This is a genomic window from Lacibacter cauensis, assembly GCF_007830055.1.
In the GTDB taxonomy this organism is placed as follows: Bacteria; Bacteroidota; Bacteroidia; order Chitinophagales; family Chitinophagaceae; genus Lacibacter; species Lacibacter cauensis.
Genome location: NZ_VLLE01000003.1, coordinates 381,247 through 406,035 on the forward strand (window position 1 = coordinate 381,247; position 24,789 = coordinate 406,035).

A 24,789-nucleotide genomic window follows, 5' to 3' on the forward strand; every position below is an offset into this window, starting at 1 on the left:
GGTGAGGCTGTTTAATTAAGTAAGATGAAGAAAGTTGTTTTATTGTTTGCATTGCCGCTGTTTGCTTTGATGTTGCCGCCAAAAAAGAAGATCAAACTCTTTATTGCAGGCGATAGCACTGCCAGTATTAAAGAGGTAAAAGCTTATCCTGAAAACGGATGGGGAATGCCTTTTGTATATTTCTGGGATTCAACTGTAACTATAGTCAACAAAGCAAAAAACGGCAGAAGTACTTCTTCTTTTCAAACAGAAGGTTTGTGGAAACAAATTATGGATGAGGTAAGTGAAGGGGATTATGTGTTCATCCAGTTTGGACATAACGATGAAGTACCTACCAAGAAAACAGCCACCACGCCGGAACAATTCAAAAACAATCTCAAAAAATTTGTAACCGAAACAAGAGAAAAGAAAGCCATTCCTGTTTTGCTTACTTCCATGGCCCGTAGAAAATTCGACAGTACAGGTAAGATCGTTGGTACGCATGATGATTATATGAAGATTACAAGAGCTGTTGCTGCAGAAGAAAAAGTTGTTCTGCTGGATATGGATGTGCTTACGCAACAACTCTATCAGCAGTTTGGCCCGGATAATTCTGCCTTACTCTTTATGCAGCTGAAACCAGGCGAACATCCCAATCATCCGAAAGGGAAAGATGATAATACACATTTTAATGAGTTTGGAGCCCGACTGGTTGCACAACTGGTATTGAAAGAAATTCGTGCACAACTGCCCGAACTCGCATCAAGAATTGTTAATGCAAAAGAATAACTGATCGTACAATGAAAATGCGTATAAACCTTTGCTTGCCCAAACGAATTGTTGCTTTTCTCTCTCTGCTGTTTTGTGGTTCTGTCATGCATGCACAGCAGATCGCCTTCCCCGGTGCGGAAGGTGCCGGCCGTTTTACTTCGGGCGGCAGAGGAACGGTAAGTGTTCCTACCACTGTATTTGAAGTAACACATCTCAACGATGATAACAGTGTGGGCAGTTTGCGTTATGCCTTAACACAAACCGCCACACACCGTACCGTTGTGTTTCGTGTATCAGGTACCATACATCTTACATCCAAACTCAACATTCGTGCAAATACAACCATTGCCGGGCAAACAGCACCGGGTGATGGTATTTGTTTGGCTGATTACCCGGTCGTGATCAGTGGCGATAATGTGATCTTACGTTATATCCGTTGCCGTATGGGCGATAAGAATCAGTTGAAAACTTCACCTGCCAACTGCGGTGTACCTGTTGCTCCGTTTACAGCAGCCTGTATGCCCTTGGATGGCAGCGGTGGCGATGATGCATTGGGTAATCTTGGTAACAAAAATATCATCATCGATCATTGCAGTGTTAGCTGGAGCAGCGATGAAGCATTAACCGTTTATCGGGGTGATAGTGTTACGCTGCAATGGAATATTATTTCGGAGCCATTGAACTATTCTTACCACTTTGAAACAGGCGATACCGATTTTGAAAATCATGGATATGGTGGTATCTGGGGTTCTTTGCATGGCAGTTTTCATCACAACCTGATTGCGCATTGCCGCAACAGGAATCCACGTTTTGCAGGAAACAGTACTTATCCTGCAGGTTCGGTTGAAAGTGCTGATTTTCGTAACAATGTTATTTACAACTGGGGCATCAATACGATTTATGGCGGCGATGGCGGACAATACAATATTGTAAACAACTATTACAAGTATGGGCCAAATACAAGCAGTGGTGTACGTTACAGAATTGTTGGTGTTGACAGTACTGCTGAGTTTGGTTATGCAAAATATTTTCTTTCGGGTAACTATGTGGATGGTTCAACCACCAATACCAACAACAACTGGTCTGGTGCAAGTATGAACACAGGTGTTGCTGCTGATACGGTTAAGTCAAAATCAGTAACTCCTTTCTTATCCAATTACAATTTAACCACAACACATACGGCACAGGAAGCATACGACCTGGTATTGCAATATGCGGGTGCCAGCTTAAAACGTGATACGTTGGATGAACGTGTTACCAACGATGTACGCAACCGCACAGGAAAAATCATTGATGTGCAGGGTGGCTTTCCACATGGTACGCCTTATGCAAACACGGTGAATGCATGGCCTGCGTTGAGTTCAACAACGGCACCAACCGATACCGATCATGATGGTATGCCCGATGCATGGGAAACTGCAAATGGTTTAAATCCAAATGATGCAAGTGATCGTGGAATTTTTGCGGCAAATGGTTATACCAACTTAGAAAATTATCTCAACTCTATTATTACGGCCCAGCAGAATACATCACCTGCCATCTACAGCTCTTCTTCATTTACATCATTTACGCAAACAGTAGGTACTCCTTCTGCATCGCAGTCGTTTACGGTTTCTGCATTAAATCTTACAGCTGCTCTAACGATTACAGCACCTGCTTCTTACGAAGTATCAACCGATAATTCAACCTGGAACAACAGTGTTTCACTTACTCCAACAAATGGCAGTGTTACGTCAACAACCATTTATGTTCGGTTGAATGCAACAACAGCCGGCGCATTTGCAGGCAATCTTGTTGGCAGCAGTACAGGTGCAACCAATCTGTCGATCGCAGTAACAGGAAATGCTTCGCAGAACCTGCAGGATGCAGCTATTGGTTATTTTCCCGGTATTGATGGTGGATTTGAAAACCAGACTGTCGGTTCTTATTCAACCGTAACAGCACATTCATCCACTACCAATTGGGAAGTATCGGCTGCCTGGGAAATTAAAGGAGCTGAAGCCCGCACCGGAAATAAACTTATGTTTTACAAACAGGCAAGCACCAGTGTAAAGTATATGTTCTCTCCGGTGTTAACCAATCCTGCACTTACGCAGAATACAGATTATGTAATTCAGTTTTGGTATAAACCTGTTGGAACATTAACTGCATCAACCGTATTAAACGGATCGGCAACTGTTGTAGGAGCAACAGGTGGAACAGGTACTTCGTTAACAACAGCCACTGCTACTTTAGATGCATCTACACCACAAGACTGGCAATTGTTTACAGGCACATTAAAAACAGCAGCTACAACTCCAACCAGTACCTACTTCGGAATGAAGATTTCCAATCCGCAGTCGCCTTATTTTTATATTGATGATTATGTAGCCTATCCCGGTACTGCCGTGGACAACACGGCACCCGATGCAGTCACTAATCTGGCAGCAGCAGGTTCTGCAAATGCCATTGCATTAACATGGTCGGCACCCGCAACAGGTATTGATAACGGCGGTTACATTGTTGTAAGAAGTACAGTAAGTGCGGCACCTGCTTTAAATACAAAAGGAGTTTATGCAGCGGGCAATACCATTGGTGCAGATTATACTGTTTTATATACGGGTACAAGTACATCTTTTAACGATGGTACTGTTACAACAGGTTCAACTTATTACTATCACGTATTTACGGCCGATAAGGCATTTAACTATTCACCTGTTGCAACCCTATCGGCTATTGCAAATACTTCCAATGCGCCAACTCTTCTTGCAACAGCCAGTTTTACCAATTTCACACAAACCATCGGTACGCCATCAGCTGTGCAAAAAGCAACCGTAAGCGGAACAAATCTTACTGCTGATGTTACAATAACGGCCCCATCAAATTACCAGGTTTCATTAAACGGAACAACATGGACAAGCAGTGTTACATTATCTCCAACATCAGGGACTATTGGATCAACTGAAATTTCTGTTCGTTTAAATGCAGTAAGTGCAGGAACATATGCCGGAACGATTTCTGTTGCAGGTGGGGGCGCCACTACCAAAACATTAACAGTAACAGGTGTGGCATCAAACCCTGTGCTAACTCCTGTGTATGATGTATTGGTTGCAAAGGATGGTTCAGGTAATTATACATCGGTACAAGCTGCTATCACTGCAGCACCAACTAACCGTACTACGCCGTGGAGAATTTTTATCAAGAAAGGAAAGTATGTGGAAACAGTTGTCATTCCATCCAACAAACCTTTCATGCAGTTGATTGGTGAAAACATGGCGGAGACAATTATCTCTTATGATAACTATTCGGGCAAAGCAAATCCAGCAGGTGGTACATATGGCACTTCAACATGCGGTACCATGATTATTAATGCAGCTGATGTAATGCTGATGAATCTGTCGGTTGAAAATGCAACAGGCTATGGTATTAATGCCAATGCACTGGTTCCTGCACCGGGCGATGGTCCGCAAGCCGTGGCTGTATACACAACATCTGATCGTGTTGTGTTCTTTAACTGCCGCATGAACAGCGGACAGGATACGTACTACGGCGGTAACAACAGGGGTACACGTGTGTACATGAAGAACAGTTATATTGATGGCAATACGGATTTCATCTTTGGCTCATCTACCATCATCTTCGATACATGTGTTATTTATCCACGTACACGATTGGATAACGGAACCGGTGGTTATGTAACGGCTGCTAATACAAAACTTGAATCAGGTTATGGTTATGTATTTCGTGATTGTAAGCTCACCAAAAACCGGGGTACTACATTTTATACATTAGGTCGTCCTTGGCAGAATGATGCCGGCACAGCAGATGCATCAAAATCACGCAACAAAACTGTATTCCTCAATTCATTCATGGGTGCATCAATCAAACCCGAAGGATGGAGTGCATGGGATGCAGGAACAAATACATCGTACATTACTTATGCTGAGTACAATACGAAGAACTATGATGGTACATTGAAAGATATAAGCGGCCGTGTAAACTGGAGTAAACAATTAACTGCAGCTGAAGCAGCAAAGTATTATAACAACGATACGGTGTTTGTAAACGCCAACACACCGGCAATGGCTACTTGGAATCCATACAGTACATGGCCGGAATTAACTACTGCATTTGTTCCTGAATTATCCGCATCAAATGTGCTAGCACGTAAACCAAATGCAACTGCAACAACGGTGAATGTTACGTGGAATATTACCTGGCCAATGACAGGTATTCAATGCGATCTTTACAGGAGTTCAGACAAACAGAATTTTACATTGATCAGCACGCAGCACAGCAGCGAAGATTCTGCTGCCAACTTCAGCTACGTTGACAATGCGCCTGCTGCCGGTACAAGCTATTATTATATTGTTCGTTTATCGAAAGCAGGGTTCACCACTACAACTTCAGATACAGCCTATGTATCAAGCAAGCCACTGATAACAGTAACTGCTGCCTTGTCTGATTTTTTACAAGGCATTGGCACGCCCTCAACAACACAAACCTACCTTGTTTCGGGTTTGAATATTATTGACAGTATTAAAATTACTCCGCCTCTTAATTATGAGGTATCTGCCGATGGAGGAACAACCTGGTATAACAACAGCAAATCGCTTGGCCTGAAACCAACAAATGGAACTGTTACCAATACTACGTTAACATTGCGATTAAACGGCACTGCTGTTGGCAATTACAACGATAACATTGTCCATAGTGCAACATTAGCCGATACGGTGAAGACTGCAGTGAGAGGAACCATTCAATCGCAGCCTGTACAGATTTCTGCAGTGTTGCAGCATTGGCCGTTTACACAAAACAATCAGGACAGTGCGGCCATCCGTTCGGCAGGTGTTGTTGCAAGTGCGCCAACGTTCAGCAAGTTTGCTGTATCGGATGCTGTAACCGTTGCCGGTATGTTGCCTTACTCCTTAACAAGAGGACAGGTGTTTGCTGCAACTGCAGATGGTTACTGGACAAGTGGATCGGGTGGACCCGGTGGTAACCTCAACCGCACCAATTACGAACAATTTACCCTTACTGCAGCAGCAGGTTATACAACACGTATCGACAGTCTGCTGTTCAACAATGCATTTTACGGGTCGAACAGTAACATTAAAATTGCTGTTGTGTATTCCCGAAGTGGATTTGTAAGCGACTCAACAGAAGTAACCGGTTATGAATTTGCAACGCAAAAGGCATTAACCCAGGATAACAATGGTCCTTCTGCAGTATATCGCTTTCCATTAAACGGTTCAACGGGTGTTACGTTAACCGAAGGACAAACACTCAGCGTCCGTCTTTATTTCAGTTGCGGCAGCACAAGTGCAGGACGTTATGCCCAGTTGAAAGATGTTATTGCAAAAGGTATCGCCACACAAAATGTAACAACAGGTGTGCTTGATAATATTGCTGCAAGAGGATTTGCAATCTATCCGAATCCTGCAGCAAACACGATCTATATTAAACATCCACGTAGCGGAAACAACACAAATATTGTTTTATATTCTATGTTGGGCGTTAAAATAGCCGAATGGAAAGCAACGCCCAACACAACACAAACGTCTGTGGATGTACAGACGTTACCACAGGGGCAATATTTTATTCAGTACAGTTCAGGAAAAGACAATGTTGTTTTAAAATGCATCGTCGTACATTAATTGATATGAACAAGACTATATTTTTGATTGCTTTGATCTTTAGTTGCAGTTTCGCTTTTGCACAAACAGGCAATCCGCAACAATACAAGTATGTATTCACTGTTGCCAAAGATGGCAGTGGCGAATTTAAATATATACAGGATGCCATTGATGCCATGCGTGTGTATCCCTTAGCATCAATTACACTTTACATTAAGAATGGTGTGTACAATGAAAAGATAGAACTGCCGGCAACGAATACCGATGTAACCTTTATTGGTGAAAGTGTGGAGAAGACGATCATTACGTTTAATGACTATTCGGGAAGAGGGAAGCATACAACCTTTACTTCTTATACTGCAAAAATTTCGGGCAACCGTTTTTATGCAGAGAATATTACGTTCGCCAACAGTGCCGGTCCGGTGGGACAAGCACTGGCCTTGTATGTTGATGCAGATAAAGCCGTATTCAAAAACTGCAAGTTCCTTGGCAACCAGGATACGATTTTTGCAGCAGGTGAAAATGCCCGCCAATTGTTTTTGGATTGTTATATCGAAGGCACAACCGATTTCATTTTTGGTCCGTCAACAGCAGTATTTCAAAACTGTAGCATCAAAGCAAAATCAAATTCCTACATCACGGCAGCAAGCACCACACCCGGTAAACAATTTGGTTACGTTTTTCTCGATTGTAAGATTGTTGCTGATTCGTCCGTTACAAAACTTTATTTAGGAAGACCTTGGCGTGCACATGCAAAAACAGTCTTCATCCGTTGCGAAATGCCCAAACAAATTGCACCCGAAGGCTGGAGCAACTGGGGTAACCCTGCCAATGAACAAACTGTATTGTATGCAGAATATCAATGCACCGGCGAAGGTGCTGCCACCGGCAAACGTGTTGCTTGGAGCAAACAACTGAGCGATAAAGAAGCAAAAGCATATACGCTGGAGAGTATTTTCTCCAACAACAGCCTGGTGAAAGATGAAAGTGGTTGGTTTATGCAATCACGCAGCAAACCGTTTGAATGGACAAGCGGGAAAACCCAATAAGCAAAATCCAAAAGCGAAAAGGCATAAGGTTCACACATGAAAAGATTGTTTTACATAGTACATGGTCTGCTGTTTTGTATGGCAGCAAACGCACAAACAGTCAATGGTATTACCAATGTGCCTGATACTTCTTTCAATCTTACAAAGGAAAAGGAGAAGGTAAAGAAACAATATCCTTTCATTGTATTGCCTGCAGATGAACGCAGTGCATTTATTGAAGAAATAAAGGGTATCAATTACTATAAGCCCACGAACAGATTTTTACAGTTAGATGCCTTCTTTCCAAAGCAAAATAAGGGGCATAAAAAGTTGCATCCTGCTATCATCATCATTCATGGCGGTGGCTGGCGCTCGGGCAATCGCACACAACATCATGCACTGGCATTTGCTCTTGCAGGAAAAGGGTATGCTTGTTTTACACCTGAATATCGGTTGTCAACCGAGGCCTTTTATCCGGCAGCAGTGCAGGATATTAAAGCTGCTGTGCAATGGATTAAAACCAAAGGAGCAACATATGCTGTTGATACAACTAAAATAGTGGTGATGGGTTTTTCGGCAGGCGGACAGTTAGCAGCATTAGTAGGTAACACAAACGGCTATCAACCATTTGAACCACTTACAAACCTCAAAGCAAGTACCAACGTACAGGCCATTGTAGATGTTGATGGAACCTTGTCATTTATCCATCCGCAATCAAGCGAAACCAAACCCTCGCCAACAATCGGTGCATCAGAATATTGGTTGGGTTATAATACCACCGAAAATCCGGAGTTGTGGAAAGAAGCTTCGCCGCTTTCACATGCGGGTGCAAACTCGTTACCTACTTTGTTTCTCAACAGTTCTGTCGAGCGTATGCATGCAGGACGAGAAGACTATATCAGCATTCTGCAGCAGCATAAGATTTATACAGAAGTACACACGTTTGAAAATTCACCACATTCGTTTTGTTTGTTCGAACCCTGGTTTACCCCAACAGTTAACTATATCACTTCATTTCTGCAAAACATTTTTCCTGATGCGCAGCACTAAAATAGTTTTTATAGTATTGTTTATTCTCCTTGTAGCATCAATGCAGGCGCAGGAGTTTGTTCCGTTATGGCCTGCAGGAAAAAAACCAAACAATAACGGCAAAAAAATTACCGATAGCATCTATAACGAACGCATCTGGCGAGTGGCAACGCCGGGCATCTATTGTTTTGTTGTACCAAAAGCAGAGAACAACGGCACAGCAGTGTTGATCATTCCTGGTGGAGGTTACGAACGGCTCTCTCATTTATACAGTGGTTTCAACTTAGCGAAGTGGTACAATACCATCGGTGTAAATGCTTTTGTCCTCATTCATCGTTTGCCCCATCAGCAGGACCTCATCAACAAACAACTGGCATCTGTGCAGGATGCACAACGGGCCATGCGCATCATTCGTGCAAATGCACAGCAATGGAATATCAAAACAGAGCATGTCGGAGTGATGGGCATTAGTGCAGGTGGTCATGTAGCAAGCACGCTCGGCACACATGCAAAAGATGAAAGTGCAATAAAGGATACTGTTGATCAATATAGTTTCCGTCCTTCTTTTATGGTGCTGCTTTCGCCTGTAATTACTATGGGCAAATTTGCGCATGGGGGCAGCAAGAAAAATTTTATAGGTGCTGATACTACAAAAGCCAACATCGAAAATTATTCAAGCGAATTACAGGTGAGTGAGTTTACGCCTTCAACATTTATGGTGCATGCCCAAAACGACAGCGCAGTAAAGGTGCAGAACAGTTTGTTATTCTACCAGGCATTAGTTGAAAAAAAGATCAGTGCCAGTCTGCATGTATTTCCGCAAGGTGGTCATGGTATCCGGTTAGATGAAAATCCCGGATCAACCGATCAATGGCTGAATTTAGTAGAAGCATGGCTGAAAGAAATGAAGTTTATTAATCCCCTTTCGTTTAAATAATCTTTGAATGAAAAAAATTGTATTACTATGGTTACTTAGCGTTGGTGCTGTTGTTTTGTTTGCGCAAAAACCTGTGACTGTAAAACCACGCTTGCTTATTAGTACTGACATTGGTGGTACAGACCCCGACGATAATCAATCCATCACCCATTATTTAATGTACAGTCACCTGTTTGAAACAGAAGGACTTGTTTCTTCTCCATCGTACGGGCAAGGAAGCAAGAAAGAATTGTTGCGTATGATCGATCTGTATGAAAAAGATCTGCCACTTCTGCAAAAACATCAGAAAGGTTATCCAACACCAGCATCATTAAAAGCAGTATGCAAACAGGGTCGCTCAGGTGCAGCCCCATTTGCAGGATATACAACGGCAACTGAAGGATCGAACTGGATCATTACCTGCGCAAAGAAAAAAAGTAAACTGCCGCTGTGGGTTTTAGTATGGGGCGGGTTAGATGATCTTGCACAGGCTTTGCATGATGCACCTGAAATTCAAAGCAACATTAAAGTGTACTGGATCGGCGGACCAAACAAAAAATGGAGCGCCAACAGTTATGCATATATTGTTGCAAACTTTCCGAAGCTCTGGTTTATTGAAGCCAACAGTTCATACGATGGTTTCTTTTCGAATAATGGAGTACCCGATAGCTTACGCAATCGTAATTATTATGATCGGTTTATTAAAGCGGCGGGGTATCTAGGGAAAGATTATAAGAACTATTACAAAGGAGCCATCAAAATGGGTGATACACCGGCATTACTCTATTTAATGGATGGCGATCCAAATAACCCTTACAAAGAAAGTTGGGGCGGAAGTTTTGAAAAGTTTACACATAGCCCAAGAATAGTATTTAACCGAAATCCTACACTTGCAGATACAGTAACAGTTTATTCTGTTGTTGAGTTACATTTGAAGGGACCGGTTGATAACAACATCCCTCCCGACTCTGCATGTTTTACTATGAGCGTGAAAGCAAAGATCGGTGAACAGAAGTGGGCGGGGTTTTATTTGGGTAATGGTGACTATGTGATCAGGTATTGTCCGAAGCAGACAGAGATGATCACTTACAGCATCACATCACCTGTAAAAGGATTTGAAGAAAGGAACGGACAATTTGTAGTGGATAATGTTTGGCCGGGTAAACAACGCTCAACAGATTATCAATTAGGTGCAAACTGGTTTACTGATCGTAGTGATCCAAAACTTTTTGATGATGATTCGCAAGGAGCACAAACAGTGTTGAAATGGAGAACCGATGTGTTGTTAGATTGGGCAAAGCGTTGGAAGTGGTTACAGGAAAACTAAACCAGTAAGATAATATTTATGAAGAAGCTGATTTTAGCCATCGCTATTTTTGCTGCAGTGAAAACAAATGCACAAACCGAAATGCCGCTGTATAGTAGCGCTATTCCAAATGCAAAGCAGGCAGCAAATAAAGAAAGTGCCGTATCGAAGGATAACGTGCTGCGTATTTCAAAAGTAAGTGTGCCCACACTTACGGTGTATAAACCGGAAAACGCTAATGGGATGTCGGTGATCATTTGCCCGGGTGGCGGTTACGGCATTTTAGCGTTTGATAAAGAAGGTACCCGTGTGGCCGAAGAAATGAACAAGTGGGGTATTACTGCATTTGTGTTGAAATACCGGTTACCCGATGATACAACGAATATCGACCGCAGCATTGCTCCATTGATGGATGCACAGCAAGCCATTCGTTTGGTGCGCAGCAGAGCGACAGAATGGGGATTGAAGAAAGACAAGATCGGCATCATGGGTTTTTCAGCCGGCGGACATTTAGCTTCAACTGCTGCCACACATTTTTCCAGTAACGCAGATGTTACTAACAAAGACACAAGTTCTGTTCGTCCTGATTTTGCGATCCTCATTTATCCTGTTATCAGTTTCGACAGTACCATCACACATAAAGGATCGAGAAATAATTTAGTTGGCGCAACGGCATCGGCAGAAATAATTAAACTGTACTCAAACGAATTACAGGTAAATGCGAAAACGCCTCCTTCGTTTTTAGTACATGCAGGTGATGATGGTGCGGTACCGGTGGAGAACAGTATCCGTTATTACCAGGCCTGTATTAAATACAAAGTGCCGGTTGAAATGCATCTCTATCCAAAAGGCGGACATGGGTTTGGGCTGAATAATAAAACAACAAGTGACAACTGGATGGAGCGATTGAAGAACTGGCTGACAACTTTATAATTGTTGCCGGTTTCAAGTTACAGGTTTCAGGTAACCGGTAACTTGCAACCTGTAACCAGAAACAAATATTTTATGCAACCGATCAATACAGCAATCTGTTCTTTCGGTATGAGTGGCTGGGTGTTTCATGCGCCATTCATCAGTACACATCCCGGCTTCAATTTTTATGGCGTATGGGAACGCACAAAAAATCTGGCACAGGAAAAATATCCATCGGTAAAAACATTCCGAACGCTCGAAGAAATGCTGATGGATGAAAACGTTGAGTTGGTAGTGGTGAACACTCCGAACATCACGCACTACGACTATGCAAAGAAAGCATTGCTGGCTGGTAAACATGTGGTGTGCGAAAAACCTTTTACGGTTGAAGTAAGTGAAGCAGAAGAGTTGATAGCCTTGGCAGCAGAAAAAAATCTGAAGCTTTCTGTTTTCCAAAACAGAAGATATGACAGTGATTACAAAACGATCAAATCGGTGCTTGATCAAAAACTGTTGGGCAACATTGTAGAAGCAGAGTTTCATTTCGATCGATATAAAGAAGAGATCAGCCCGAAAGCACATAAAGAAGTGGCGATGAAAGGTACCGGTGCCTTGTACGATCTTGGTTCGCATCTCATCGACCAGGCATTGCAATTGTTTGGCAAACCAACGGCTGTTTTTGCCGATATCGCTATCATGCGACCCGTATCGCAGGTGGACGATTATTTTGAAGTGCTGTTGTACTATCCTTCATCAAGAGTGCGTGTTAAAGGCAGTTACCAGGTGCGTGAAGCATTGCCCGGCTATGTATTGCATGGCAGCAAAGGTTCGTTCATTAAACCAAAAACAGATATGCAGGAAGCGCAACTGCAGGCACACATGCTGCCGACCGATGTTGCTTATGGTATTGAACAGGAAACGGAAAAAGGATTATTGCATACAGAAACAAATGGCAACATCATCAGAGAATATATCCCTTCTCAAAAAGGAAATTATACAGCGTATTATGAAGGTATTTATCAAGCTATCCGTAACAATGAACCTTTACCTGTAACAGCAGCAGAAGGAACAGATGTGATACGTATTATAGAAGCAGCTTTCAGAAGCAACTTAGAAAAAAGAATAATTAAATTATGAAGAAATTATTGGTAATCGGTTTCGTTTCTATTTGCATGCATGCGGGTGCGCAAACCGTTTCAAACGTTTGGGTAAGCGATCAGAAAAACGGCACCTATAAAAATCCGGTGATCGATGCCGATTACAGTGACCCCGATGCTATTCGTGTTGGTGATGATTTTTATATGATCTCTTCATCGTTCAATCATATTCCCGGCTTGCCGATTTTACATTCGAAAGATTTAGTGAACTGGAAGCTGATTGGTCATGCACTGAAACGGCAACCACCGTTCAATCATTTTTCTGCCGTGCAACATGGTGGCGGTGTGTGGGCACCATCCATCCGTTATTACAACAGCGAATTTTATATCTACTATCCCGATCCTGATCTTGGAATTTATCTCACCAAAGCAAAAAACATTACCGGTCCCTGGAGCGAACCTGTGCTGGTTGAAGCAGGAAAAGGTTTGATTGATCCTTGTCCGTTGTGGGATACAGATGGTAAAGTTTATCTCGTACATGCGTATGCAGGAAGTCGTGCTGGTTTTAAATCCATTCTAGTTGTAAAAGAACTCAACAAAGAAGGCACAAAAGTTATCAGCGATCCTGTGTTGGTCTTCGATGGTCATGCAACTGATCCAACATTGGAAGGACCGAAGTTTTATAAACGCAATGGGTACTATTACATTTTTGCACCGGCCGGTGGTGTAAGCACCGGTTGGCAATTGGTACTTCGTTCAAAAAATGTATATGGCCCTTATGAACGTAAAGTTGTGATGGATCAAGGTTCATCACCGGTTAACGGTCCGCACCAGGGCGCATGGGTCAACACGCAAACAGGTGAAGATTGGTTTCTGCATTTTCAGGATAAAGATGCGTATGGAAGAGTGGTGCATTTACAACCGATGATATGGAAAAACGATTGGCCGGTAATTGGTGTGGATAAAGATGCTGATGGAAAAGGTGAACCGGTGATGGTTTACAAAAAACCCAATGTCGGCAAAACATATCCTGTGGTAACAGTTACTGATAGTGATGAATTCAATACAACAAAACTCGGTTTGCAATGGCAATGGCAGGCCAACCCGCAGCAGGGCTGGGCTTTTCCAACTGCTGAAGGTGTATTAAGGATGTTCTCTGCACTCTTGCCCGATAGTATCAAAACGGCCTGGGATTATCCGAATCTGCTGGCACAAAAATTCCCGACAGAAGCTTTTACTGCAACAGCAAAAATCTCCTTTCAACCCAAGCACGAAAAGGAACGGTTTGCCTTAATGGTGCATGGTGCCAGTTATGCGTACATCGCTGTAGAAAAAAGAGCCGATGGTAACTACATCAGCTATGTAAAAGCTGTGGATGCAGACAGGAAGGGAAAAGAAACAGTGCAGGATGGTGAAAAACTGAAGAGTAAGGATATTTATTTCCGTGTGCAGGTGAGTAAAAAAGCTATTTGCACATTCAGTTACAGCGAGGATGGAATAAACTTTAAAACGATAGGTGAAGCGTTAACTGCAAAGCCTGGTCGATGGGTTGGTGCCAAGCTTGGTTTTTTCTTCAACCGCAGTAACAAAACAAACGATGCCGGCATAACAGATATTGATTGGTTCCGCATCGAACAATAACGATTCTTAAAAACTACAATTGCCATATGGAAAGAAGATCCTTTGTTAAGTACACTGCAGCTGCAGGCGCATCGCTTATGCTGCATCCGTTTGCATCACTTGCATCTCCCACAGGTAAAAAAATAAAATTGGCACAGGCAGGTACCGGCCATCGTGGAAGTGGTTTCTGGGGCGAAGACTTAATTAAAAATTTTGGAGAGTATATAGAGTTTACAGGTGTACACGATAGTAACACCGGCCGTATGATGCGTGCACAGAAACGTTATGGTGCCGATGTAAAGGCATTTGCCAGTTTTGATGAAATGCTCGAAAAGGTTAGTGCAGATTATATTATTGTAACTACGGTTGATGCAACACACCATGAGTTTATTGTAAAGGCATTGAAAAAAGGCTTCAATGTAATTACAGAAAAACCAATGACCACCGATGAGGTAAAGTGCAAGGAAATTATTGATGCTGAAAAAAGTTCGGGCAAAAAAGTAATTGTTGCATTCAATTACCGGCATAGTGTACACAATATGCAACTGAAAGAATTACTCGCAGCAGAACGTGTAGGAAAAATTACTTCAGTTGATTTTCATTGGTACCTCAACGTATATCATGGTGCTGATTATTTCAGAAGATGGCATGGCCGCATGAATAAAGGCGGATCGCTTTGGGTGCATAAAGCCACGCATCATTTCGATTTATTGAACTGGTGGCTCAATTCTGAACCGGTGGAAGTATCGGCTTATGGCAGCCTCGATCATTATGGAAAAAACAATGCATTCCGTGGTACCAACTGCCGCAGTTGCGAACATAAAGGCAATTGTAAATTCTATTGGGATATGACCAAAGATGCACGACTGATGAGCCTTTATGCAGAAAATGAAAAGTACGATGGTTACCTGCGTGATGGTTGCGTATGGAGCAACGAGATCGACATTTTTGATAAGATGAGTGCGCAGATCATTTATGCAAATGGAGTAACAGTGAACTATTCGCTTACAACATACTCACCGTATGAAGGCTGGAAAATTGCATTCAATGGAACAAAAGGAAGACTCGATACCTGGGAAGATATTCCGTTTATGCAAAAGGTACAGGAAGATCAATCCAAAAAGCACGCAGTAGAAATGAGCGAAGCGGATGATGGGGTTAAAGGCGAAGTAAGGGAAATTATTGCCATGGATAATTTTGCGAAGAAGTTTGAAGTATACACCACACCCATTATCAAAGCAGGACATGGTGGTGGCGATGTGCGTATGCAACGTAGAATGTTTATTGATACCAATGATAACCCTCACCATATTATGGCCGGTACACGTGATGGTGCCATGAGTATTTTAATTGGTATTGCTGCCCGTAAGAGTATTGCATTGAAGCGCCCGGTAAAAATTTCAGAGTTAACCGACCTGGTGCCAAAAGCAAACAGGCATGATGTATAAACAAATAGAAAATAATAAACCCGGTAAACGGTTGTTCTATTGATTACCGGGTTGATGCTGTATCAGTAACCACAAGTAAATTATTTCAGATGAAAAAAATAGTCGTTCCTTTTTTTGCTTTACTCTTTACCGTTTTGCAAACAAATGCTCAATCGAAACAGGAAGCAGCAGTAGCAAAAGCAGTAGAGAAATTACGCCTGGCAATGATTTCGGCCAACCCCGATGATCTGCGTTCAATTTCCAGTACACAGCTCAGCTATGGCCATTCGGGCGGTACAGTAGAAAACCAGGAACAGTTTATTGAAAAACTGAAGAGTGGTCAGTCGGATTTTATTACGATTGAATTAAAAAATCAAACCATCAATGTTACCGGTAAGGTGGCCATTGTTCGCCACGAACTGCATTCAACCAACAATGATAACAACAAACCCGGCGAAGTACACCTGCGTATTTTGCTCGTGTGGCTCAAAGAGGGAAAAGAGTGGAAATTACTCGCTCGCCAGGCGGTAAAAATGACTCCCTGACAATCAGAAGCAGTCGAAAACGATTGCGTAAATAAACCGCTCCGTAAGGGGGGTAAGCCCGTCTATCAAGGTTAACTTGTGGCCTGTTTCAAAAACAACGAACAAGTATGCTGTCATTTAAAAAAATATCTTCTCTTGCCGTGCTGTTGCTTGCAGCATTTGCTGCAACAGCACAGTGGAATAAAAAACTACCGGTTGTTATTTCACCAAAGTTTAAAAAAGATACCGTCAGCATTGTAAAATTTGGTGCGGTGCCCGATGGTAATACAATCAATACAAAAGCCATCAACAACGCCATTGAAACATTGGCCAAACGTGGTGGTGGTGTGGTATTGGTACCTGCAGGTTTGTGGTTAACAGGCCCCATTGTGTTAAAGAGCAACATCAACCTGCATATTGCAGCAAGTGCTACGTTGCTGTTTACAGCCGATAAATCGCAATATCCTTTAGTAAAAGCAAACTGGGAAGGGTTACCGCAAATGCGTAACCAATCGCCCATTTCTGCAACAGATGCAAGCAACATTGCTATTACCGGTAAAGGAATTATTGATGGCAATGGCGATGTGTGGCGTTCGGTTAAAAGCGATAAGCTCACTGCAGGTCAATGGAAAAAATTAGTCGCATCAGGCGGTGTGGTGAGTGAGGATAAAAAAACATGGTATCCTTCTGAAGCGTTTATGAAAGCGAGCAAGGGACCAGCCAACCCCGGCGAAATTAAACCTGAGCGTGATGCTGCTTATTTCGAAAACATCAAAGATTTTCTTCGTCCCAATCTTTTCATTGTTACCAACTGTAAATACATTTTACTGGAAGGTGTTACCTTTCAAAATTCTGCAGCCTGGTGCTTACATCCGTTGATGAGTGAGCATTTAACTGTCCGCAACATTTTCGTAAAAAATCCATGGTATGCACAAAACGGTGATGGTATTGATGTGGAAAGCTGCAGCAATGTACTCATCGAAAATTCAACATTTGATGTTGGTGATGATGCGTTGTGTATGAAGAGTGGCAGAGATGAAGCAGGTCGCAAACGTGGTATGCCAACTCAGAACGTTATCATCCGCAACTGTACCGTGTATGCATCGCATGGCGGTTTTGTAATTGGCAGTGAAATGAGTGGTGGTGCAAGAAACATGTACATCAGCAACTGCACGTTTATCGGAACCGATATTGGTTTACGTTTTAAAACTACACGTGGCCGTGGCGGCGTGGTGGAAAATATTTTCATCAAGGATATTTACATGAAAGATATTGCTGCCGAAGCCATCCTCTTCGATATGTATTACATGGCCAAAGATCCTGTTCCGCTTTTAGGTGAAAAAAGAGAATTACCCAAAGTGGAATTTAAACCGGTTGATGAAACTACTCCGGTGTTTAAAAACTTCCACATCAGCAATGTGTACTGCAACGGAGCAGAGAAAGGTATTTTCCTGCGTGGCGTACCCGAAATGCATGTAAAAGATATTGTACTGGAGAATATGGTACTGCAGGCCGATAAAGGCATTGATGTGCAGGAAGCCAGCAATATTACCTTCCGCAATATCACCATTATTCCGGCGGATACCAATCCTGTGGTAGACATCATCAACAGCGACAACCTCGTATTCGATAACCTGAAATACAAAGAGGGAAGCCAGTTGCTTTTCCGTGCAGCCGGCGAGCGTACAAAAAATATTCTCATCAAAAACACAGATGCGTCCAAGGTAAAAGAGAAACTGGTAAGTGAATTTGGAGCTGATGCAAAACAAATCAACTGGTAACAACTATGAAAAAATTGACAACGATCGTATTGCTGTTTATTGCATTGCAGTCATCTGCACAAACAATGTGGAGCGAAAAAGTTGCTGCCACGGTTGATAAAATATGGCCCGACAGTTTGCCCATCGGAAGTCGTACCAAATGGAGCTACGACATGGGTGTGGTGCTGAAAGGTTTTGAAAGCCTTTGGATGCGCACCGGTAATGTAGCGTATTACAACTCCATCAAAAACCGCATGGATTATTTTGTGCAGAACGATGGCAGCATCAAAGGATATGAACTGGAAGAATACAACATTGATCATGTAAACAATGGCAAACTGGTATTAATGCTCTACCGTATCACCGGTGCAGAAAAGTATAAGAAAGCAGCCATGCACCTGCGTGATCAGTTGCGTACACACCCACGTACCAACGAAGGTGGTTTCTGGCATAAGAAAATTTACACCAATCAAATGTGGCTCGATGGTTTGTACATGGGTGCTCCGTTTTATGCAGAGTATGCCATGCTTTTTCACGAAGACACAGCCTTCAACGATATTGCCAATCAGTTTATTTGGATGGAAAAACACGCACGTGATCCGAAAACGGGCTTACTCTATCATGCATGGGATGAAAGCAAACAGCAGCAATGGGCTAATAAAACAACCGGTACATCACCACATTTCTGGGCCAGAGCTATGGGCTGGTATGCCGATGCATTGGTTGATGCATTGGATTACTTCCCTGCTGATCATCCAAAACGCAAAGACCTGATTGCCATCCTCAACCGTTTAGTAAATGCTATTGAAAAACAGCAAGACCCATCAACAGGTTTGTGGTACGATGTAATGAATTACAACGGACCAGGTAAGGAGAAAAATTATTTCGAAGCATCTGCTTCATCGCAATTTGTATATGCTGTGGCGAAAGGTGTGCGCAAAGGATATTTACCTGCTGCAAAACTTGCTATTGCGAAGAAGGGATACGATGGTATTGTAAAGCGTTTCATTAAAGAAGAAAACGGACAAACCAATTTGCACGGTACGGTAAAAGTATCGGGCCTTGGTGGCAAACCTTACCGTGATGGCAGCTTTGCGTATTACATGAGCGAAGATGTAATCGTCAACGATGCCAAAGGTGTAGGTGCATTTTTATTGGCTGCCGGTGAAATGGAGCAGTTGCCAACACAGCATATTGGTAAAGGAAAAACAGTGTTACTCGACCGCTGGTTTAACAGTGAGAAGAAGAAAGATGCAGGTGACCAGATGAGTTACTGGCATTACACTTGGGAAGAAAGAAGTCATAGTGGGTATTATACATGGGGAACCATTTTTGAACGCTATGGTGCTACTATCAAATCACTGGATGTTGCGCCAACAGCAAGTAATCTCAGCAAAGCATCGGTGTACATCATCGTTGATCCCGATCATGTGCGAGATAATCCCAACCCGAATTATGTCACTGCAACTGATGTAACAACCATCAGCAACTGGGTAAAAGCAGGCGGTGTATTGATCTTACTGGCGAACGACAGCAACAACTGCGATCTGAAACATTTCAATCTGTTGGCCAACAAGTTTGGTATTACGTTTACCGATAACAGTTTAAACATGGTGAAGAATGACAACTATGTGCAGGGCGAAGTATTACCTGGCGCTAACAACCCTGTTTTCAAAACAACAAAAAAAATGTTCCTGAAAGAAATCAGTGAACTGAAGGTGAAAGCACCTGCAACAACCATTGTAACAAAAGAAAATGCAGCCATCATTGCTGTTGCAAAATATGGTAAAGGAACTGTGTTTGCAGTAGGTGATCCCTGGATTTACAACGAATACATCGACAACCGGAAATTATTACCGGCCGATTTTGAAAACTATAAAGCAGCCGAAGATCTTGCGAAGTGGTTGCTGCAAACAGCAACGAAGAAGTGACGGCCTTGCTACGATATGGATGGATGGGTTTGATGTTCCTTTGTTGCATAGCAACACAGGCGCAGAAGAAGATTATTGTAGATGCAAAAGGAAAAGGCGATTATAAAACCATACAGGGAGCAATCAACAGTTTAAGTGATTCGGCTGCAACAGCCCGGATCATTTTTATTAAGAAGGGTGTTTATAAAGAAAAGCTCTATATCGAAAAACACAATATTGTTTTCGAAGGCGAAGACAGAACGTCTACCATCATTACCGCTGCAATTGCAAGAGATGAGTGGCGTTGCGAACACAACGATGACTGGGGTGTTGCCACGATGAATGTGAGCGCCAACGACATTACACTTAAAAATCTTACCATTAACAATACGTATGGATTTGATTATGTAAATGATCGTGTAGTCAACTGTCCGCAGGATACCATCAGCAAACAAAAAACCATTTCTCGCAGCAGTCACCAGATGGCCTTGCGTACCATGCATTGCACAAGGCTAAAAGCCATCAACTGTCATTTCAAAGCTTATGCAGGTGATACGGTAAGTCCGTGGGATGTGGAGAATGGTATGTGGTATTTCAAAGATTGTGTAATGGAAGGTGGTGTTGATTTTTATTGTCCTCGCGGTTGGGCATGGGCCGAGAATTGTGAGTTTATTGCACATACAGGCAGCGCTGCTATCTGGCATGATGGATCGAAACACAAAGATTCCAAAACAGTATTGCTCAATTGCCGCTTTAAAGGGTATGATGGTTTTTTACTGGGTCGTTATCACCGTGAAGCACAATTCTATCTGATCAATTGTTTGTTTGCAGACAATATGAAAGATGCACCCATTTACAAAGCAGGCAACAATAACCTGCAGTGGGGCGAACGTATTTTTTATTACAACTGTATACGCAAAGCCGGCAATTACAGCTGGTTTGCCAATAATATTTCGAAGGAAACAGCAACTGAAATAAATGTACAATGGGTATTCGGCGATCGTTGGAAACCTGTTGCACCCTAACAACCATAAAACAGGCATCGGCAAAACCGGTGTTGCAAAACAATCGATAGCGTTATGCAATTAACGAGAGAAACGTGCAAGCAATTGCAATCTAAAACCGGTCTGCAGGTTCCTGCCGATCAGCTCTTCGAACTGCCCGAAAAAATTCTGCAGTTTGGTACAGGGGTATTGCTTCGTGCATTACCCGACTATTTTGTAGACAAAGCCAATAAGCAAGGAATTTTTAACGGACGGATTGTCGTAGTGAAATCGACCGAAAGCGACAGCACTGCATTTGATCTGCAAAATGGCCTGTACACTGTTTGTGTACGGGGTATTGAAAACGGAAAGAGTGTTGAAGAGAATATCGTCAACGCTTCTATCAGTCGTGTGTTGAGTGCAAAAAGCGAATGGCAGATCATTTTAAAATGCGCTTACAATCCCGATCTGAAGGTTGTGCTTTCCAACACAACAGAAGTAGGTATTCAGTTAGTGGAAGATAATATCCAGGCCGATCCGCCGGTATCATTCCCCGGAAAATTATTAGCGTTCTTATACGAACGTTTTAAAGCGTTTGGCGGCACACCTGAAAGCGGACTGGTGATTGTGCCTACTGAACTGATTACCGACAATGGCACCAAACTCGAAAGCATTGTACTGGAGCTGGCACATTTAAATAAACTTGAGTTTGCATTTATTGAATGGCTGGAACAACACAATACGTTCTGCAATTCATTGGTGGATCGTATTGTGCCGGGCAAACCCAATGCAACAGAGTTAAAGAAGCTGGAAGATGAATTGGGTTACGCCGATCACTTGTTAACCATGAGCGAAGTGTTTCGGTTGTGGGCTATTGAAGGCGATGAAAAAGTAAAAGACGTATTATCATTTGCGCAGGTAGATCCTGCTGTTGTTATTGCTGCTGATATTACGTTGTTCAAAGAATTAAAGCTGCGTTTGCTCAACGGTACCCATACCTTCAACTGCGGTATTTCATTTTTAGGAGGTTTCAATATAACACGTGAAGTAGTGCAGGATGAGGTGTTCGGGCGTTTTACAAAAGCATTGATGCACAAAGAAATTGCTCCGGCAATTCCGTTTGATATTCCGGTAAAACAGAAAGAAGATTTTGCGAACAGTACGTTCGATCGTTTCTGTAATCCGGCGATTGACCACCAGTTGTTGAGTATAACCGTGCAGTATACATCTAAGATGAAGATGCGTAACCTGCCACTTATTCAACGCCATTACGAATTGGGCACAAGTGCTCCACAACGGATGGCGGCTGGCTTTGCTGCGTTCCTGTTGTTTATGAAAGCAACAAGGAAGGAGGAGAATAAATATTTTGGCGAACGCAATGGCGTGGAGTATGAAATTAAAGACGACAGCGCTGCTTATTTCTACGATGTATGGCAGCAACACGAAGCAGCTGCAGTGCCAGCTGTAGTGATGCAGAACACTGCATTGTGGGATACAGATATTACACAATATCCCGGGTTTTTACATGCCGTTGAAGAGCAGCTGAACAGTATGCTTACTAAAGGCGTTGCACAAACCGTAGCCGAACTGGAAAATGCAAACGTGGCTTTATAATTGATCACCGCTGCAATCCGTTGCGGCAAACAGTAACTAGTATGAAACAGTTTTTAAACGAAGATTTTTTACTGCAAAGTAAAACAGCACAGCGTCTCTACCACGAGTATGCGAAGCAAATGCCCATCATCGATTATCATAACCATTTGTTACCCGACCAGGTGGCCAACAATATCAACTTTGAAAATCTTACGCAAGTTTGGTTATATGGCGATCACTACAAATGGAGAGCCATGCGTACAAACGGTGTAAACGAAAAATTCATTACAGGTAATGCAAGCGATTGGGAAAAGTTTGAGCAATGGGCGGCAACTGTTCCTTATACATTGCGTAATCCACTTTATCACTGGACGCATCTGGAGCTGCAACGTTATTTCAACATCAAAGAAGTGTTGAACGCAGACAGTGCTAAACGTATTTACGATGATGCGACGGCACAATTGCAAAACGCATCACATAGTGTGCAGGGGTTGCTGCAACAGATGAATGTAAAACTCATCTGCACAACCGATGATCCGGTTGATGATTTAAAATATCATCAGCAATACCGTGCACAAGGTGGTTCACCAAAAATGAATCCTGCTTTCCGTCCGGATAAAGCGATGAATGTGGATGATACCATCACCTTCAATAATTATCTCACTTTACTGGAAAAGGCAGCCGATATTTCTATCAGCACTTTCAACGATTATTTAGCAGCGTTAAAAAAACGTCATGATTATTTTGCGGAGAATGGTTGTGCTGTATCTGATCATGGGTTGGAAGAGATCTATGCAGAAGATTATACGCAAACAGAGATCGTTGGCATTTTTGCACAGGTACGCAGTGGTGGCAACTTAACACTCGAAGAAAAGAAAAAATTCAAGAGTGCTATGCTGGTGATCTTCGCAGAATGGGATCATGAAAAAGGCTGGGTACAGCAATATCACTTGGGTGCATTGCGTAACAACAACAGCCGTATGTTAAAGCAATTAGGTCCAGATACCGGTTGGGACAGCATCGGTGATTTTTCGCAGGCACGTGCACTGTCAAAATTCCTCAACCGGTTAGATACAAATGATAAACTGGCAAAGACCATCATTTACAATTTGAATCCTGCCGATAACGAGTTGTTCGCAACCATGATCGGCAACTTCAACGATGGTTCTGTGGCGGGTAAAGTACAATGGGGCAGTGGCTGGTGGTTCCTCGATCAGAAAGATGGAATGATCAAACAAATCAATGCCCTCAGTAACATGGGTCTGCTAAGTCGCTTTGTGGGTATGTTAACCGATAGCCGCAGTTTCCTTTCCTTCCCACGCCACGAATATTTCCGTCGCATATTGTGTAACATGTATGGCGAAGAAGTGGAGAATGGTGAATTGCCGAACGATCTTGCATTGATCGGTAAAACCATCCAGGATATTTGCTACAACAACGCAAAAGAATATTTCAACCTGCAGTATTTAGATGCTGCACAAACAGTAACTACTAATCAACTATAATTAAGAACATGCAAACATTGGATCTATTTAATCTCGCAGGTAAAACCGCAGTAGTAACAGGTTGCGATACCGGTTTAGGTATGGGTATGGCAACTGCATTGGCCGAAGCCGGTGCCGACATCATTGGTGCATCGATTGTTGAAGATTACAGCGATGTAAAAGCTGCTGTGGAAGCTACGGGAAGAAAATTCACCTATCACCGTGTTGATATTTCAGACAGAGAAGCATTGTATGCTTTCATCAATAAAGTAAAAGCAGAGAACGAACGCATCGATATCCTGGTAAATAACGCCGGTATCATTATGCGTAAACCGGCTGCAGAACATCCGGATGAATATTGGGATAAAGTGATCGACATTAACCTCAATGCACAGTTCATCCTTGGTCGTGAGTTTGGTAAGCACATGATTGAAAAAGGCGGCGGTAAGATTATCTTTACCTGTTCGTTGCTGAGCTTCCAGGGCGGTATCAATGTACCGGGCTACACGGCAAGTAAATCGGCTGTTGCAGGTTTGGTACGTGCATTTGGTAACGAGTGGGGCAGTAAAGGTGTTTGCGTAAATGGCATTGCGCCCGGTTATATTGCAACCAACAACACACAGGCGTTGCGTGAAGATGCAGACAGAAGCAAATCGATCCTCGAACGTATTCCGGTTGGCCGTTGGGGTGTACCTGCCGATTTCAAAGGACCGGTTACCTTCCTTGCTTCATCAGCATCAGACTATGTAAACGGAACTGTATTGTTTGTAGATGGTGGATGGATGGCTCGATAAGAAAGCCGATAGTGTTAACAGTATTCAGTCATTAGTAATAA

17 protein-coding genes are annotated in these 24,789 nt (G+C 42.7%); all 17 read left to right on the forward strand.

Annotated features, from left to right (window positions below):
• The first annotated feature begins 24 nt into the window (after positions 1-24).
• Positions 25-768 carry a rhamnogalacturonan acetylesterase gene (locus IQ13_RS06905; RefSeq protein ID WP_144885374.1) on the forward strand — a complete coding sequence of 248 codons (744 nt, stop codon included), beginning with the start codon at positions 25-27 and terminating at the stop codon, positions 766-768.
• Between the two features lie 35 nt (positions 769-803).
• Positions 804-6,386, forward strand: a complete 5,583-nt coding sequence (locus IQ13_RS06910; RefSeq protein WP_144885375.1) for a pectinesterase family protein — start codon at positions 804-806, stop codon at positions 6,384-6,386.
• 5 nt (positions 6,387-6,391) lie between these two features.
• Positions 6,392-7,414: a pectinesterase family protein gene (locus tag IQ13_RS06915; RefSeq protein WP_144885376.1), complete on the forward strand. Its 1,023-nt coding sequence runs from the start codon at positions 6,392-6,394 to the stop codon at positions 7,412-7,414.
• Between the two features lie 36 nt (positions 7,415-7,450).
• Complete coding sequence (locus IQ13_RS06920) at positions 7,451-8,443, forward strand: alpha/beta hydrolase (protein WP_144885377.1); 993 nt, start codon at positions 7,451-7,453, stop codon at positions 8,441-8,443.
• On the forward strand, positions 8,430-9,359 hold the full coding sequence (locus IQ13_RS06925; protein ID WP_144885378.1) for an alpha/beta hydrolase: 930 nt from the start codon (positions 8,430-8,432) through the stop codon (positions 9,357-9,359). Before IQ13_RS06920 ends, IQ13_RS06925 begins: the two co-directional genes overlap by 14 nt.
• Before the next feature lie 7 nt (positions 9,360-9,366).
• A complete protein-coding gene (locus IQ13_RS06930) occupies positions 9,367-10,665 on the forward strand; it encodes a nucleoside hydrolase-like domain-containing protein (protein ID WP_144885379.1) in 1,299 nt (432 codons plus the stop codon).
• Positions 10,666-10,683: 18 nt separating this feature from the next.
• On the forward strand, positions 10,684-11,577 hold the full coding sequence (locus tag IQ13_RS06935; RefSeq protein WP_144885380.1) for an alpha/beta hydrolase: 894 nt from the start codon (positions 10,684-10,686) through the stop codon (positions 11,575-11,577).
• Between the two features lie 72 nt (positions 11,578-11,649).
• Positions 11,650-12,693, forward strand: a complete 1,044-nt coding sequence (locus IQ13_RS06940) for a Gfo/Idh/MocA family oxidoreductase (protein ID WP_144885381.1) — start codon at positions 11,650-11,652, stop codon at positions 12,691-12,693.
• A complete protein-coding gene (locus IQ13_RS06945) occupies positions 12,690-14,294 on the forward strand; it encodes a glycoside hydrolase family 43 protein (protein ID WP_144885382.1) in 1,605 nt (534 codons plus the stop codon). The genes IQ13_RS06940 and IQ13_RS06945 overlap by 4 nt, the downstream gene beginning before the upstream one ends.
• A gap of 26 nt (positions 14,295-14,320) precedes the next feature.
• Positions 14,321-15,721, forward strand: a complete 1,401-nt coding sequence (locus IQ13_RS06950) for a Gfo/Idh/MocA family oxidoreductase (RefSeq protein ID WP_144885383.1) — start codon at positions 14,321-14,323, stop codon at positions 15,719-15,721.
• Positions 15,722-15,810: 89 nt separating this feature from the next.
• Positions 15,811-16,245 (forward strand): nuclear transport factor 2 family protein, encoded by a 435-nt coding sequence (locus IQ13_RS06955; protein ID WP_144885384.1) that lies wholly within the window; start codon positions 15,811-15,813, stop codon positions 16,243-16,245.
• Positions 16,246-16,352: 107 nt separating this feature from the next.
• Complete coding sequence (locus IQ13_RS06960; protein ID WP_144885385.1) at positions 16,353-18,005, forward strand: glycoside hydrolase family 28 protein; 1,653 nt, start codon at positions 16,353-16,355, stop codon at positions 18,003-18,005.
• 5 nt (positions 18,006-18,010) lie between these two features.
• Entirely contained in the window at positions 18,011-19,915 is a 1,905-nt protein-coding gene (locus tag IQ13_RS06965) for a DUF4350 domain-containing protein (RefSeq protein ID WP_144885386.1), read from the forward strand.
• Positions 19,885-20,919 (forward strand): pectinesterase family protein, encoded by a 1,035-nt coding sequence (locus IQ13_RS06970; protein ID WP_199758204.1) that lies wholly within the window; start codon positions 19,885-19,887, stop codon positions 20,917-20,919. The genes IQ13_RS06965 and IQ13_RS06970 overlap by 31 nt, the downstream gene beginning before the upstream one ends.
• A 54-nt stretch (positions 20,920-20,973) precedes the next feature.
• Entirely contained in the window at positions 20,974-22,491 is a 1,518-nt protein-coding gene (locus tag IQ13_RS06975) for a tagaturonate reductase (RefSeq protein ID WP_144885387.1), read from the forward strand.
• Between the two features lie 41 nt (positions 22,492-22,532).
• A complete protein-coding gene (gene uxaC / locus IQ13_RS06980; RefSeq protein ID WP_144885388.1) occupies positions 22,533-23,975 on the forward strand; it encodes a glucuronate isomerase in 1,443 nt (480 codons plus the stop codon).
• Between the two features lie 8 nt (positions 23,976-23,983).
• Positions 23,984-24,748, forward strand: coding sequence for a 2-dehydro-3-deoxy-D-gluconate 5-dehydrogenase KduD (gene kduD / locus IQ13_RS06985; protein WP_144885389.1), 765 nt, complete (start codon positions 23,984-23,986; stop codon positions 24,746-24,748).
• Positions 24,749-24,789: the final 41 nt, after the last annotated feature.

Coding starts and splice junctions, on each gene's coding strand:
- IQ13_RS06950 (WP_144885383.1), top strand. CDS start 14,321: ATGGAAAGAAGATCCTTTGTTAAGTACACTGCAGCTGCAGGCGCATCG.
- IQ13_RS06920 (WP_144885377.1), top strand. CDS start 7,451: ATGAAAAGATTGTTTTACATAGTACATGGTCTGCTGTTTTGTATGGCA.
- uxaC (WP_144885388.1), top strand. CDS start 22,533: ATGAAACAGTTTTTAAACGAAGATTTTTTACTGCAAAGTAAAACAGCA.
- IQ13_RS06975 (WP_144885387.1), top strand. CDS start 20,974: ATGCAATTAACGAGAGAAACGTGCAAGCAATTGCAATCTAAAACCGGT.
- IQ13_RS06940 (WP_144885381.1), top strand. CDS start 11,650: ATGCAACCGATCAATACAGCAATCTGTTCTTTCGGTATGAGTGGCTGG.
- IQ13_RS06945 (WP_144885382.1), top strand. CDS start 12,690: ATGAAGAAATTATTGGTAATCGGTTTCGTTTCTATTTGCATGCATGCG.
- kduD (WP_144885389.1), top strand. CDS start 23,984: ATGCAAACATTGGATCTATTTAATCTCGCAGGTAAAACCGCAGTAGTA.
- IQ13_RS06960 (WP_144885385.1), top strand. CDS start 16,353: ATGCTGTCATTTAAAAAAATATCTTCTCTTGCCGTGCTGTTGCTTGCA.
- IQ13_RS06935 (WP_144885380.1), top strand. CDS start 10,684: ATGAAGAAGCTGATTTTAGCCATCGCTATTTTTGCTGCAGTGAAAACA.
- IQ13_RS06925 (WP_144885378.1), top strand. CDS start 8,430: ATGCGCAGCACTAAAATAGTTTTTATAGTATTGTTTATTCTCCTTGTA.
- IQ13_RS06965 (WP_144885386.1), top strand. CDS start 18,011: ATGAAAAAATTGACAACGATCGTATTGCTGTTTATTGCATTGCAGTCA.
- IQ13_RS06930 (WP_144885379.1), top strand. CDS start 9,367: ATGAAAAAAATTGTATTACTATGGTTACTTAGCGTTGGTGCTGTTGTT.
- IQ13_RS06905 (WP_144885374.1), top strand. CDS start 25: ATGAAGAAAGTTGTTTTATTGTTTGCATTGCCGCTGTTTGCTTTGATG.
- IQ13_RS06915 (WP_144885376.1), top strand. CDS start 6,392: ATGAACAAGACTATATTTTTGATTGCTTTGATCTTTAGTTGCAGTTTC.
- IQ13_RS06955 (WP_144885384.1), top strand. CDS start 15,811: ATGAAAAAAATAGTCGTTCCTTTTTTTGCTTTACTCTTTACCGTTTTG.